Origin of the sequence: Acinetobacter sp. UNC436CL71CviS28 (assembly GCF_000620525.1) — a bacterium.
Taxonomy (GTDB): Bacteria; Pseudomonadota; Gammaproteobacteria; order Pseudomonadales; family Moraxellaceae; genus Acinetobacter; species Acinetobacter radioresistens.
Map to the genome: position 1 here is coordinate 91,245 of NZ_JIBB01000004.1, position 14,728 is coordinate 105,972.

The 14,728-nt window shown below is 42.5% G+C and carries 10 protein-coding genes; 5 read left to right on the forward strand and 5 right to left on the reverse strand.

Translation table 11 applies throughout. The features are described 5' to 3' along the window. Positions 1–157: 157 nt before the first annotated feature. Positions 158–796 carry a Fe-S biogenesis protein NfuA gene (gene nfuA, locus N518_RS0103300; RefSeq protein ID WP_005019052.1) on the reverse strand — a complete coding sequence of 213 codons (639 nt, stop codon included), beginning with the start codon at positions 794–796 and terminating at the stop codon, positions 158–160. 158 nt (positions 797–954) lie between these two features. Between nfuA and N518_RS0103305 the strand changes: the two genes are divergently transcribed. The 4 genes from N518_RS0103305 to N518_RS0103320 all read left to right on the forward strand — a co-directional run bounded on the left by N518_RS0103305 (position 955) and on the right by N518_RS0103320 (position 6,442). Then, positions 955–1,575 (forward strand): rhomboid family intramembrane serine protease, encoded by a 621-nt coding sequence (locus N518_RS0103305; RefSeq protein WP_005019051.1) that lies wholly within the window; start codon positions 955–957, stop codon positions 1,573–1,575. A 166-nt stretch (positions 1,576–1,741) separates the two neighbouring features. After that, the gene (locus N518_RS0103310; RefSeq protein ID WP_005027322.1) at positions 1,742–3,403 is read left to right on the forward strand and encodes an arylsulfatase; all 1,662 of its coding nucleotides are present in this window, start codon (positions 1,742–1,744) and stop codon (positions 3,401–3,403) included. Beyond that, positions 3,400–4,383 (forward strand): SUMF1/EgtB/PvdO family nonheme iron enzyme, encoded by a 984-nt coding sequence (locus N518_RS0103315; protein ID WP_026443972.1) that lies wholly within the window; start codon positions 3,400–3,402, stop codon positions 4,381–4,383. The genes N518_RS0103310 and N518_RS0103315 overlap by 4 nt, the downstream gene beginning before the upstream one ends. 502 nt (positions 4,384–4,885) lie before the next feature. Continuing rightward, on the forward strand, positions 4,886–6,442 hold the full coding sequence (locus N518_RS0103320) for a hypothetical protein (protein WP_026443973.1): 1,557 nt from the start codon (positions 4,886–4,888) through the stop codon (positions 6,440–6,442). 75 nt (positions 6,443–6,517) lie between these two features. Here N518_RS0103320 and N518_RS0103325 read toward each other — a convergent pair whose 3' ends face one another. Further along, positions 6,518–8,134: an inorganic phosphate transporter gene (locus tag N518_RS0103325; protein ID WP_005019044.1), complete on the reverse strand. Its 1,617-nt coding sequence runs from the start codon at positions 8,132–8,134 to the stop codon at positions 6,518–6,520. A gap of 476 nt (positions 8,135–8,610) precedes the next feature. On the opposite strand from N518_RS0103325, the gene metH reads away from it, so the two are divergent. Further along, entirely contained in the window at positions 8,611–12,297 is a 3,687-nt protein-coding gene (gene metH / locus N518_RS0103330; RefSeq protein WP_026443974.1) for a methionine synthase, read from the forward strand. Positions 12,298–12,485: 188 nt separating this feature from the next. Here metH and N518_RS0103335 read toward each other — a convergent pair whose 3' ends face one another. From N518_RS0103335 to N518_RS17355, 3 genes are read right to left on the reverse strand one after another with little or no spacing between them, the layout of a single operon-like run. Beyond that, positions 12,486–12,671: a hypothetical protein gene (locus N518_RS0103335; protein ID WP_005019038.1), complete on the reverse strand. Its 186-nt coding sequence runs from the start codon at positions 12,669–12,671 to the stop codon at positions 12,486–12,488. Beyond that, the gene (locus tag N518_RS16080; RefSeq protein WP_228133328.1) at positions 12,668–14,212 is read right to left on the reverse strand and encodes an FAD-dependent monooxygenase; all 1,545 of its coding nucleotides are present in this window, start codon (positions 14,210–14,212) and stop codon (positions 12,668–12,670) included. Before N518_RS16080 ends, N518_RS0103335 begins: the two co-directional genes overlap by 4 nt. Before the next feature lie 3 nt (positions 14,213–14,215). After that, positions 14,216–14,377 (reverse strand): hypothetical protein, encoded by a 162-nt coding sequence (locus N518_RS17355; protein WP_228133327.1) that lies wholly within the window; start codon positions 14,375–14,377, stop codon positions 14,216–14,218. Positions 14,378–14,728: the final 351 nt, after the last annotated feature.

The following is a 14,728-nucleotide window of genomic DNA, read 5'->3' on the forward strand; positions in this document are numbered from 1 at the left end:
TTATGGAGAAAAATGAAATTTAATGTTGCGCAGTGTAACAAAAAACTTTTAAATTAGGAATGATATTGATAACAATTCTCATTATTTATATTTTCTTGTGGTTATAAAAAACCTCCCGAAGGAGGTTTCTAGATACATATCTGACCTAAAGTAAAACTTACTTAAAGTAAGCACCTTCCGCCTGACTATGGTCAGTCTGGTCGACTACGCGTGACAACTCGGGAATATGCTGTTTCAACGTAGTTTCTACACCCTGTTTTAGGGTTACATCAATTGCTGAACAGCCCTGGCAGCCTCCACCAAATTTAAGTACAGCTGTTAGACCATGTTCTTCATCTTCTACCACTTCCACCAAGGCACAGTTACCCCCATGTCCTGCCAGTCCCGGATTAATCTCTGACTGGAGTACATAGGTAATACGCTCTTCGATTGACGCATCTGGACCGACACGTGGTACTTTAGAGTTTGGAGCACGGAATGTCAGCTGTCCGCCGAAACGGTCTTTATTGTAGTCAATAACCGCATCACGTAGATATGGAATAGACGGGGCATCGATAAATGCAGGAAAATCTGGATAATCCTGTTTGTAGTCAGTAGGAATAATCTCTTCCGGAGCACTATACGCCATACAGCATTCAGCACGTGGTGTTCCCGGATTTTCTACAAAAATACGAACACCAATTCCCGGAGTATTCTGCTTTTCTAGCAAATCATGCAAATACTCTTGTGCATTTGGAGTAATTAACAGGTTCGGGATCTCTTCTGCTACTGCAGTGCTGTTGGTCTCAGTCGACATAACAATTATTCCTCAAGCTATTGCAAGTATTTTAACTGAAGATGCGGGGGATTTCGAAAAAATCAACTAAAATTGTCGGAATTATTATGAAACTCCCATCCACGATCTGTTTTAATGGCATGATGACTTTAAACAGATCCAAATGAATACGAGATTTTATGCTAGGTCTACCTTTTAATCATACCGTTACCCTGATTATTATCACAGTGATCGTTTCACTGCTGGCATTTTCCAATCAGGCCCTGATGAATCGCCTGATTTTCTGGCCACCAGCCATGCAGAAAGGTCAGTATGACCGTTTTATTACTCATGGTTTTGTGCATGCAGATGGCGCTCATCTGCTGTTCAATATGATTACCCTGTTTTTCTTTGGCAGTATTATTGAAAGCTTTTATCGACAGTACTTTTATGATCTGGGCTTTGTTCTGTTTTATCTGGGTGGATTAATCATTGCAATTCTGCCAAGTTACCTTAAACATAAAAATGATAGCCGTTGGGCCAGCTTAGGCGCATCCGGCGCAGTTTCTGCTGTTTTGTTTGCATACATCCTGTTTGAGCCCTGGAAACTGATTTTTGTATTTTTTATTCCGGTCCCCGCTATTATTTTTGCAGTTTTATATATAGCGTACAGTATCTGGTCCGGTAAGCGAGGCAACAGTAATATTAACCATAGTGCTCACTTATGGGGTGCTGCTTACGGGGTAATAATGACTGTTATTCTTGAGCCACGCCTGATTCCACACTTTTTGAACAAACTATCACAACTGCCTTCTTTTTAATAATCTGAATGTAGTAATTGATTAAATTTCTTCTTAAAAAAATTGCTTAGTATAGTGACAATTGTTCTAAGCAATTTTCTTACTTACCAAAGCAAAATTTATTCATTTTTCAACGAGTGGCTTTGTCTTAGGCTTGGCAGCAAGCTTATTGCCATTTGATTAGATTATGAAAAAAATTAAACTATTTTTTACCCTTACCAGTTTGGCACTCAGTTTTTCTCTGTCTGGCTGTAATGATGATAAAAACGAAGACAATAAACAGAATAAAATACAGCAGCCTAATATATTGTTTATTATGGCAGATGACTTAGGCTATTCAGATCTGGGAGCATTTGGCAGTGAAATACACACGCCTAATCTGGATGCATTGGCGCAAGCGGGTAAAATTCTTACCGATTATCATACAGCCGCAACCTGCTCTCCTACCCGTTCCCAATTGATTTCAGGTACAGATCATCATCTGGCCGGAATTGGTGCAATGGCAGAACTCACTCCTGCCCATTTAAAAGGTCAACCAGGTTATGAGGGCTATCTGAACGAGCGATCTTTATCAATTGCAGAAGTCTTGCGTGATCATGGTTACCGTACTTATATCAGTGGAAAATGGCATTTAGGCTTGACGCCTGAGAGTAATGCTCATGTCAAAGGATTTGACCGCTCTTTCACCTTGCTTCAGGGCTTGGATTTACATTTTAAAGACGCACCTGCTGCATTTAAACGCACAGCGACTTATACAGAAGACGGGAAAATTATTTCTATCGCAGATTTACCTGATGACTTTTTTTCAACAAATTATTTTACTGATAAATTACTGGAATATCTGGAAAGTGGCAAAAATAGTGGCAAACCTTTCTTTGCTTATGCAGCTTACACCGCACCCCACTGGCCCATACAGGCGCCTGAAGCTTATAGCAATAAATATAAAGGCGTTTATGATGCAGGATATGGGGTCATCCGCGAAAACCGGATTAAACGCCAGAAACAGCTCGGTATTATTCCTCCTGACTTTCAGTCAGCCACACCGTTGGCAACTGATAAATTAGGTTATGGCCAATGGACTGAACTGAGTCCAGAACAAAGAGCTATAGAAGCCCGTAAAATGGAAGTTTATGCGGGTATGGTAGAAAACCTGGATGCTAATATTGGCAAAATTATCCAGTACTTAAAAGCTAACCGTCTTTATGATAACACCCTTATCTTTTTTGTTTCTGATAATGGTGCAGAAGGTACTATTCGCGGAGTAAGCGATCCGAGTTTCGATGCTTCTCTGAATGCTGTTGGTACAGCACAGTCCTATCATTATATTGGTCCACGTTGGGCAGAGGTCAGTGCTGCTCCTTTTCATCTATGGAAAGAAACCGCTGGTGAAGGCGCAACTATTGCACCTGCAATAATAAAAGTCCCTAATGTATTATCAGATTCACAAAAATATCATGGGTTTACTTCAGTACTTGATGTACTGCCTACTGTACTGGATTTCGCCAGCATTCCTGTACCGCAAAGTGAATATAAGGGAAGAAAAATTAACACACCAAATGGCTATTCATGGAAAGCACTCCTACAAAATAAAGCTGCCTCGGTTCGCCCTGCCGATTTCATATTCGGGGATGAATTACATGGCAACAAATATCTACGTTCAGGTGAATGGAAAATAGCCTTGCAGGCGAAACCTGAACTTGGTACAGGCCAGTGGGAACTTTATAATCTGAAAAATGACCGCGGCGAAAATCAGAATCTTGCCGAGCAGTATCCCGATCAGGTTCAAAAGCTGAGTCAACTTTATCAGCAGTATGTACAGCAGCATGGTGTACTGGAATACCGCAAATGAAATTAGCGTTAAGATTAGGGCTGTGCAGTCTACTTTTTGCAGGCTGCCATAACACCGAACAAAGTAGCCTCCCCACAAATAAAAAAAATTTAAATCTGGGAAATATAACATACTGTCAGTCATATTCTGGACTGCCTTCAGGCTGGTTAGAACAGGCACATGCCGGGATGTTATATATTCCTGAAGGCGAGGTGAAATTAGGATCAGAACTGGCTTATCCAGATGAGATCAATTTTGGGGCTCAAAAAAGGAAAGTGAAAGGATTCTGGATTGATCAGACTGAAGTGACTGTGGCTCAGTTTGCAAGTTTTATAGCAGCTACACACTATATTACCGATGCCGAAAAACAGAACGAAGCTGCCGTATTTGAAGCAGATGAGCAGTCACCACAACAGTGGTGGAAACTTAAATCAGGTTATAACTGGCGCTTGCCTGAAGGGCCAGAGGGTCCACCTGCCCGCGCTAACGAAGCAGTACGGTATATTACCAAAAACGATGCTGAACATTACGCGCTCTGGCTCGGCCATGATTTACCTTCTGAAGTTGAATGGGAATACGCAGCCAAAGGTAATGACGAGACAGATGTGCCCTTAAAACATGAACCGCGTAATCATCAGCACCGGCCTGATGCAAATTACTGGCAAGGTGATTTTCCCTTTCATAATAGCCAAGAAGACCATTTTAAAGGTATAGCCCCTGTGGGCTGTTTCAGCCCGAATGCCTTTGGACTTTACGATATGATTGGTAACGTCTGGGAATGGACCAGTTCCATATATACCGGTGCTCATGATGAGCATATGGGAAATTATTCAGCGTTAAGAACTTCGCAGCATATCCCACAATCCTTTGTGATTAAGGGAGGCTCCTTTCTTTGTGCCAGTCAATACTGTGCCCGTTATAGAAAAAGTAGCCGTCATCCACAAGAATTTAACCTGGCTACGACTCATACCGGGTTCCGTACTATTGACCGTGGTAAATAATTACCTTTACTAGCTCATTTTACAAAGAAAAAACTGAATAGAGTAAAGACCATATATTGGTTTATAAGCTTTAATTCATGGCTTGAGCCACAAGATCATAAAGCAATCATCATAGTAAATAGTTAAAAATAAATACTATAAAAACAAAATCCAAGATTGAGTTATAAAAGAAGTTTTATTATTTTTCGGTAAACTGCTGAATAGGTTTAAATGGCTGTAAAGCCCATATTGAACAAGCAAGTATTATGTTTGAACTAGCGTGGCTTTTATTATTATCGAAACGATTTCTACTCATCAAAACAGATCAGGCAAATTCACGGTTGATCTATTTATAGAGAAGAGAAAAGCATTCTACTGTTAGACGGTTTTAATCTCTTTACTCACCAGATCAGTTTTCTTATTTTCTTGCAATTTTGTCACATAATGCCACCCCTTAATCCAATCTGGCATAGATAATGTATACAAATGTATATTAAATCAATGATCCGAAGAGATATTTTGCATGTCTAACCCACTTGAAGGTTTACAATTTCCTGTACAGGAAGGCTCTAACAAGCCAAGTACGACCCGTACCGGTAAAGAAATTATTGCTGAAGCATTATCACTGGTCGATTCCGACAGCTCACAGCAGGCATCTAAAGAAAAAAATTGGCGCAAGACATATCCAAAATATTTTAAAGCGCTGGTATATCAGGGTATCCGGCACGTTAATCATCCGATTACTATTGCCAAGCAGGGTTTACATAAGGCACATCATAGCTTTGTGTTCTACCGTGCAGGTGAATCCTGTTTACTCAAGGATGTGATGCAGCTTCCTGTAGAAAAACAGCTTTATACAGCCAAGTTCCAAGGCAAGAACGATAACACTCCTGAATGGTATGTGCCTTATCACGGCCAGAAACTTCAGGGCCAGAGTTTGCTCAGCCAGATAGAAAAATGGCTGGCAGCTGGCATCATTGAGGCAAGTCATGCTGAAGCTTTGCAGCAGGCTGTGGCACATCCGGAATGGTTTGACCTGTCTGACCGGACACTGGTTTTGCTTGGTGCAGGTTCTGAAGCCGGCCCATTAACCTGGCTGGCTAAATGGAAAGCCAATATTGTTGCTATTGACTTGCCGCGGGCTCAGGTATGGGAAAGAATTTTAAATATTATTGAAGCAGGAAATGCTACGCTTATCGCACCCAGCGATCAGCCTTTTCCCGAACAGGCCAGTATTTCCGAGCTAAAAGAGCATCTGGGGGCCAATCTGTTGACCCAGTTACCAGAGATTGGCCAGTGGCTGGTGACCTTTAAGCAGCAACTGGATTTGGCAGCTATCGCCTATCTGGATGGTGAAAAACATGTACGGGTTTCTATGGCAATGGATGCCATCATGCAATATGTCAGTCAGCATAAACCGGATACCAGCCTAATGTTTATGTGTACTCCGACCGATGTATATGCGGTGCCGGAAGAAGTTGCTCAAGCTGCATCTGACAAGTTCAAACACCGCTCGCAGTTACAAAAGCTTCTAACTAAGGGTATTTCAACCGCTTCTTTGAAACATTTTTTCCAGAAGAACCAGCAAATACTTGTAAAGTCAGATAATGGCAAACATTACGGCATTACTGACTGTCTGGTCTTGGAACAAGGCCCGAATTATGCACTAGCCAAGCGCCTACAACAATGGCGCGCTGTACTCGCACGCCATCAGGGTCAACAGGTCAGTATTAATATTGCCCCATCAACCACGACGCATTCTGTCACCAAGAATCCATTACTAAAGGCTGCCTTTACTGGCGCCAGCTTATTTGATGTAGAGGCATTTGCACCTGAAACTACCAATGCCATCATGGCAGCCCTATGGATCCACGATCTGCGCAATCCTGATTCAGCTGCACATCCAGACACTGCACTAGAACATCCTTTAGAGCTGATGATGGAAGGTGCTAACCATGGCGGTCTGTGGCGTGTCGCTTATCTGGCACGAACTGCACTACCTTTTGCTGCCTTATATGGCTTGGCTTCAGATAAACTGCCAGTAGAAAAACTTCTTTCAAAATTCAAAAAGAAAAGCTGAAGCTTTTTCTGAACAAATAACAGCAGATACAAAAAAAGCTTTGCCGAGGCAAAGCTTTTTTAATGTCTATTTTAATTAAACAAATAACTTGAGAAACAGCCAATATAAACCGCCAGATAAGCAAATGGTTGCTGGCAGTGTAAATACCCATGCGGACAGAATGGTTTTGACAGTATTAAAGTTCAGGCCAGATTTATTGGCCACCATGGTACCTGCAACTGCACTGTTTAAAACATGTGTAGTCGATACAGGCATACCCAGGCCATCTGCTGCAGCAATTGTAGACATAGCTACCAGCTCGGCAGACATCCCCTGACCATAAGTCATATGATGCTTACCAATACGCTCACCTACTGTCACGACAATTCGCTTCCAGCCCACCATAGTTCCAAGGCCCAGTGCCAGGGCTACCGCCACTTTGACCCAAGTCGGAATATATTGCAGGAATGAATCCAGATTATCGCGATATTCATCTACCAGTTTATTCTGAGCTTCAGGTAACGCAGGTAAGGCCTCTGCCTTATCTAGACGCTTAAATGTAGTGGTACTCAGGTACATGTCATTACGAATTTCGCTGACTACTGCTTCAGGCATGTCTCTTAAATTATCATAGGCTGCGACACGCTCACCCAGATGGTCAGTCAGGCTTGCCAATGCTGGCACTACTTCAGGGCTAATTTCCTTGGTCTGGATATAACGGGTCAGTACAGTCCGTGCCTGCTCATCCGGGATATCCTGATAATTAGCATAAATAGCAGAAGCAGTTTGAGTAGATAACTGTTCAAATGACTGTAAATGTGCTTGATCCAGATTTTTATTCAGAGAGTACGCTAAAGGTACCAAACCAATCAGAATCAGCATAATTAGGCCCATGCCCTTTTGACCATCATTTGATCCATGAGCAAAGCTAACACCGGTACAGGTAAAAATCAGGATGGCACGGATCAGTGGCGGAGGCGGTTTGTTTCCTTCTGGCGGCTGAAACAGTTCCATTTGTTTCTTAAAGATCTTTTTAACCAGCAGGAACAATACCGCAGCAAATGCAAAACCAATTAGTGGTGAAAACAGTAAGGCCTTACCTACCTTGATGACCTGATCCATATCGATACCACTGGCACCGGTCGCGGCATTTAGAAGATGGTTCATGATACCCACCCCCAAAATTGAACCGATCAGGGTATGCGAACTTGAGGCAGGTATACCAAGAAACCAGGTACCGAGGTTCCAGATGATTGCGGCAATCAGTAAAGCAAATACCATCGCAAAACCGGCACCGCTACTGACATTCATAATCAGCTCAACCGGAAGCAGCGCAATAATACCGTACGCGACTGCGCCACTTGCTACCATTACCCCAAGAAAATTACAAAAGCCTGCCCACATCACAGCCACAGGTGCTGGTAAGGCATTGGTATAGATGACCGTCGCTACAGCATTAGCTGTATCATGAAAACCATTAACAAATTCAAAGCCTAAAGCAATCAATAAAGCAGTGGCTAGCAGAATAATAGAATATAAACCAAGCGGCGGAACATGAGCCAGATCAGCATTTACCTGAAAGCCAATGTAGATTAGCGTGGCAACAATTACCGTCAGGAACACCGGCATAAAAAACTTCGGTGTTGGCACGTGTACATTACTGGATGCCACAGGAAGTACTGGATCTGAATCGGGAGGAATATTCGAATTCATCTAGATGGTTTAAGAGGATAATAAAATCCCCTTATTCTTTATTTAAATTGTGACAATTATATGACAAAAGGGTGTCATATAAAGCCAATTTTCATCTAATTGAGCTTATTCAGGTCATCCTTAGAACCCATATCTTTGTTCTTATTCTATTCCTACTATTTTTTATATTTATAAATTCAATAACTTATATTTAAAATAATAAAAAAGAACAAGCTACGGGCTAATAAATTACTTTCATTGAATTATTACAGCTATAAGTCACCAATTGTCTGTTTCATGTTCAGTTAATAACTATGCTGCAAAGATATTGCAATTTCATGAAAAAAATATAGGACCAATCAGGTAAAAGTAGCCGGCTATATCAGGAATAGCCACAATCCTTATAGGAAATGCTTAACATGCAAAGGCATAACTATATAAGTTGAATCTGTTACAATAGCGCCCATTTTACAGTTATCCGCATTGGGGGTCTCTTCATGTCTACGCTTGCCACCCTAAAAGAGCTTCTTGCCAAACGCATCCTGATTATTGACGGTGCGATGGGAACCATGATCCAGCGTCATAGGCTTGAGGAAGCAGATTATCGTGGTGAACGTTTTGCAGACTGGGCCCATGACCTGAAGGGTAATAACGACCTGCTGGTATTGACTCAGCCACAAATTATTCAGGGCATACATGAAGCTTACCTGGATGCTGGTGCAGATATTATCGAGACCAACAGTTTTAATGGTACCCGCGTTTCCATGTCAGACTACCATATGGAAGATCTGGTACCAGAAATTAATCGTGAAGCTGCACGGCTGGCCAAAGCAGCTTGTGAAAAATATTCAACCCCTGATAAACCGCGCTTTGTGGCCGGTGTACTTGGCCCTACTTCACGTACTTGTTCTATATCACCGGATGTTAATAACCCGGCGTTTCGTAATATTACTTTTGATGCCCTAAAAGAAAATTATATAGAGGCGACTCATGCCCTCATTGAAGGCGGTGCAGATATTATTCTGATTGAAACCGTGTTCGATACCCTGAACTGTAAGGCAGCTATTTTTGCGGTAAAGGAAGTCTTTAAAGAATTAGGTTATGAATTACCATTAATGATTTCCGGCACGATCACCGATGCTTCTGGACGTACGCTGACCGGACAAACTGCTGAAGCCTTCTGGAATTCGGTGCGCCACGGCGATCTGCTTTCAATCGGATTTAACTGTGCCTTGGGTGCAGATGCCATGCGCCCACATGTTAAAACAGTGGCTGATGTTGCTGATGTATTTGTTTCTGCCCATCCGAATGCCGGTTTGCCCAATGCTTTTGGCGGTTATGATGAAACACCGGAAGAAACTGCTGCATTTCTGAAAGAGTTTGCAGAAAGTGGCTTAATCAATATTACCGGTGGCTGCTGTGGTACGACTCCGGACCATATACGAGCCATTTATAATGCTGTAAAAGATATTGCTCCCCGCCAGATACCCCAGATTAAACCAGCCTGCCGACTGAGTGGTCTGGAGCCATTTAATATTTACGATGAATCACTATTTGTAAACGTAGGTGAACGAACCAACGTAACCGGTTCAAAGAAATTTGCACGTCTGATCCGTGAAGAGAATTATGCAGAAGCATTGGATGTTGCCCGTCAACAGGTCGAAGGCGGTGCCCAGATTATCGATATCAATATGGACGAAGGGATGCTTGATTCGCAAAATGCGATGGTGACATTCCTGAACCTGATTGCTTCTGAGCCTGATATTTCCCGTGTACCGATCATGATTGACTCATCAAAATGGGAAATTATCGAGGCAGGACTGAAATGTGTACAAGGCAAAGCCGTAGTAAACTCAATCTCGCTGAAAGAAGGTTATGATGAGTTTGTAGAGAAAGCACGTTTATGCCGTCAGTATGGCGCGGCTGTCATTGTTATGGCTTTTGATGAAAAAGGTCAGGCCGATACGGTTGAGCGCAAGAAAGAAATCTGTAAACGATCTTATGATGTGCTGGTCAATGAAGTTGGCTTTCCTTCTGAAGATATTATTTTTGACCCGAATGTCTTTGCGGTAGCGACAGGTATTGAAGAACACAACAACTATGGTGTGGACTTTATTGAAGCAACAGGGTGGATCAAGCAGAACCTGCCAAATGCCATGATCTCGGGCGGTATTTCTAACGTTTCTTTCTCGTTCCGCGGTAATGAGCCGGTACGTGAAGCAATCCATGCAGTTTTTCTTTATTACGCCATCAAGCAGGGCTTGACCATGGGAATTGTAAATGCCGGACAGCTGGCAATTTATGATGACATTCCGGCTGAGCTAAAAGACGCGGTTGAAGACGTAGTGATGAACCGCAATCAGGGAGAAAGCGGACAGGAAGCCACTGAAAAGTTACTGAGTATTGCTGAGAAATATCGTGGTCAGGGCGGAACCCAACGTGAAGCTGAAAATCTGGAATGGCGCAATGAACCGGTAGAAAAGCGTCTTGAGTATGCACTAGTTAAAGGTATTACTGCCTTTATTAATGAAGATACCGAAGAAGCACGGCTAAAATCTGCCCGTCCGCTGGATGTTATTGAAGGCCCGCTTATGGCCGGAATGAATGTCGTAGGCGACCTGTTTGGTTCAGGCAAGATGTTCTTGCCACAGGTTGTAAAATCGGCTCGGGTTATGAAACAGGCTGTAGCCTGGCTTAACCCGTATATTGAAGCTGAAAAAACTGCTGGTGAAGCCAAAGGGAAAATCCTGATGGCAACAGTCAAAGGTGACGTACATGATATTGGCAAGAATATTGTCGGTGTAGTACTTGGCTGTAACGGTTATGACATTGTAGATTTAGGCGTAATGGTGCCGGCAGAGAAAATTCTGCAAACTGCAATTGATGAAAAAGTTGATATTATCGGGCTGTCCGGCCTGATTACGCCAAGTCTGGATGAAATGGTCTTTGTAGCTAAAGAGATGCAGCGTAAAGGCTTTAAAATTCCTTTAATGATTGGCGGGGCAACTACATCAAAAGCCCATACTGCTGTAAAAATTGATCCGCAATATTCAAATGATGCCGTCATTTATGTTGCCGATGCATCACGTGCGGTAGGGGTCGCCACCTCCCTGCTCTCGCCGGAAATGAAGCCTGCTTTTGTACAGGGTCACCGTGATGAATATGTTAAGGTACGCGAGCGCCTGGCGAACAAGCAGCCAAAAGCAGCTAAACTGTCTTATGCCGAGTCGGTTAAGCACGGTTTCAAGATCGCTCCAGACTACGTACCACCACAGCCAAATTTTATCGGTGTTCAAACCATTACCCAGTATCCGCTAGAAACACTGGTTGAGTATTTCGACTGGACTCCATTCTTTATTTCATGGAGCCTGGCAGGCAAATTCCCGAAAATTCTGGAAGATGAAGTAGTCGGTGAAGCAGCAACTGATTTGTATCAGCAGGCACAGATTATGCTCAAAGATATTATTGAGAATAAACGTTTTGATGCCCGGGCCGTATTTGGTTTATACCCTGCTAAACGTACGGCTGCCGATACTGTCACGGTATACGATGAACAAGGTACTGCGACACATCATTTTGAGCATTTACGCCAGCAGTCAGACAAAGTTACCGGTAAGCCAAATTTATCTCTGGCAGATTTTATTGTCACCGAAGAGAACCAGACTCAGGACTATCTGGGGGGTTTTACAGTTTCAATTTTTGGTGCTGAAGAACTTGCCAATGAATACAAAGCTAAAGGTGATGACTATAGTGCTATTCTGGTTCAGTCTTTGGGTGACCGTTTTGCCGAAGCTTTTGCCGAGCACCTGCATGAACGTATCCGTAAAGAGTTCTGGGGCTATCAGGCCAGTGAACAGCTAAGCAATGAGGAACTGATTAAAGAGAAATATATCGGTATTCGTCCGGCACCGGGTTACCCGGCCTGTCCTGAGCATTCTGAAAAAGCGGTTCTATTCGACTGGCTGGGTTCTACTGACAAGATTGGTACACAGCTCACTTCCAGCTTTGCAATGTGGCCCCCTTCATCGGTGAGCGGCTTCTATTATACTCATCCCGAATCTCAGTATTTCAATGTTGGCAAGATTTCTCTGGATCAGTTAGAAGATTATGCAAAACGTAAAGGCTGGACGCTGGATGAGGCCAAACGCTGGCTAGCACCAAATCTGGATGATTCAATTGTCTAAATAAATATCCGGTTTAAAAAATCCCCTCTATTGAGGGGATTCTTATTTTAAACTCTTTTCTTGTACTAGCTTGCTTTAAACTTTACCAGCCGAGTTATATCATTAAAAATTAAAGATATTTTCAATACGAAATACAAGTACTTTTCATTTTTTCTTTCCGTATTTTAAAATACTTATAGAGTCAGATATTAATCTTCAAATACTTTCGCCTGGTTAATCAGTCTTAAAAATATAGTGCTGTCTTGAATCTGGTTTGCACTGAGTAAAGCCAGCTTGACCAGAAACAGCTCACGTTTTTCTGCATCCAGATGATCAATACTTTCTGCCAGATGGTCATATACCTGTTCCAGATCTTCAATCCGAATATTACTCATGCTGCTACTCCTTTTGTTAGCTGACAAAACTGCTCAAAAGTTTGGGTAATGGCAGAGTTCCTATAATGCAGCCAGCGGCCATGAATATGATGATCAGGACGTATCAGGTAAATTGAACCACTTTGTGCAAAAAAATGTTCTGCTGCAAGTTCTGCAGTGATCTTTAAAGTCATCTCTGCGTTATGTACTGTCTGGCCATCCAGCGCAAGTGCAATAATCTGCACAGGAATAGCACAGGCTTGTAATGCTTTAATTTCAGTATAAAGACCGGCAGGAAGTTCGCCCTGCTCTGTGAAAACCAGAACGTTGAACTTACCATCGATCCGGTCATACAAAAATGAACCATCTACAGTTTTAACATTAGGAATCAAGGCACCATTTTCAGTCATTTCCTTCATGCTGGCATTGTCATCATTTTGACTGTTCAAAGGTGAATAGCTATAGGCATGTGGCCGTGATGTACGCCAATGATAGAGTGGACGTACAAATTCGTGTTCTAGCGATAAAGACAGTACTGCGTTACGTAGCAAGCGGTAGCCTTGGGTGGGTGGTGCCATAAAGCGGGTAGATTTCCCGGCCTCAGCAATAATCTCCCGCACTGCTCCAACCCGGTCGAAGGTATAACTTTCTAAAAGCTCGCGGGATGCCCAGCCTTGAATTACACCGGCCAGTTTCCATGACAGATCTTTGGCATCCTGAAAGCCGGTATTGGCACCACGCACGCCAAAAATTGGTAACAGATGTGCAGCATCACCAACAAATATAATGCGGTTATGTACATAATTATCGAGTGTTAACGCACGTGCCGAATAGACGGTACTCCAGTCCATTTCCCACTGTAAATGTTCCTGTCCAATCATTTTAAGCTGGTCATTGACAGCCTTGCTCAGATTTTCCGGTTTGAGTGCTTCTTCCGGACTGATACTTGGATCAAGCTGATAGTCAAAACGCCAGATATGATCTGGTTCGCGGTGCATGAGAATGGTATTGCCCGGGTTCCAGTCCGGTGAGAAAAAGGCCAAACGTTCGGTCGGATAGTCCAGCTTGATACGAATATCCGCAATAACAAAGCGGCCTTCATAGCTGGCGCCTTGCATCCGCAGCTTCATCTGTTCGCGTAATGCAGAGCGTCCTCCATCTGCTGCAACCACCCAGCTACTTTCATGCTGATATTCACCTTCTGGAGTATGGATGGTTAAAGTGACTGTTTCATCATTCTGTTCATGTGCAATGACCTTATTACCCCAGCGAATCTCAATATTATCCTGCTCATGTATGGTCTCAAGCAAGTAACTTTCCAACCAGTTCTGCTGCAGATTATTTAATGGTGCGAACTGATCATGTGAGCCAGATGGTGAAGCCATTCGAAAAACCACCTGTCCTTTATAAATAGAGTTGCCATGTGTCCACGGTAGGGCTTTTTGCATGATACGTTGGGCAGCGCCAGCAGACTGTAAGATTTCCATAGAGCGCCTGGTGTATACCAGTGCCCGGCTACCTTCAGATAACTGCTGTTCAGCAGACAGTAGAACGACCTGTATACCTTATCTGGCTAGCAGTAATGCTGTTGCCATACCAATTGGTCCTGCTCCTACAATAGTTACTGTACCTGTTTGGGCAACAGTCTTTTGCGGACTATGAAAGTAGGGATAAACCTGATAAGGATAATAGAGTGAATTTCTTGGCTGCGTTTCGGGAAAATGCATATTTGAACTCCTTGTCATGTTTTTTAACGCAGCATTGCTCAAACTGCGTGCTTTCTTCTATTTCTTCTAATAGTTTCTGCTTTTTCTTTCTATAGCATTTTTATGAGATTTATAGCATCTTCAAGAGCCCAATAAATTACGATAAACATAATTAAATTACTTTTACCGTAAAATATAATTTTTAGTATGCTAAGTTTTAGAGTAAAAATCAAGCATTTTAAAAGTCAATCAGGCCTACTACTAAAATCTATAAAAATATATATTTATCAAAAAATTAATATAATATTTTTTTAAATTTAAATAATCACAATCTGTTTTTATTGGTTGATTTTTCATTTATATAAAGGAGCA

Coding starts and splice junctions, on each gene's coding strand:
- nfuA (WP_005019052.1), bottom strand. CDS start 796: ATGTCGACTGAGACCAACAGCACTGCAGTAGCAGAAGAGATCCCGAAC.
- N518_RS0103305 (WP_005019051.1), top strand. CDS start 955: ATGCTAGGTCTACCTTTTAATCATACCGTTACCCTGATTATTATCACA.
- N518_RS0103310 (WP_005027322.1), top strand. CDS start 1,742: ATGAAAAAAATTAAACTATTTTTTACCCTTACCAGTTTGGCACTCAGT.
- N518_RS0103315 (WP_026443972.1), top strand. CDS start 3,400: ATGAAATTAGCGTTAAGATTAGGGCTGTGCAGTCTACTTTTTGCAGGC.
- N518_RS0103320 (WP_026443973.1), top strand. CDS start 4,886: ATGTCTAACCCACTTGAAGGTTTACAATTTCCTGTACAGGAAGGCTCT.
- N518_RS0103325 (WP_005019044.1), bottom strand. CDS start 8,134: ATGAATTCGAATATTCCTCCCGATTCAGATCCAGTACTTCCTGTGGCA.
- metH (WP_026443974.1), top strand. CDS start 8,611: ATGTCTACGCTTGCCACCCTAAAAGAGCTTCTTGCCAAACGCATCCTG.
- N518_RS0103335 (WP_005019038.1), bottom strand. CDS start 12,671: ATGAGTAATATTCGGATTGAAGATCTGGAACAGGTATATGACCATCTG.
- N518_RS17355 (WP_228133327.1), bottom strand. CDS start 14,377: ATGCATTTTCCCGAAACGCAGCCAAGAAATTCACTCTATTATCCTTAT.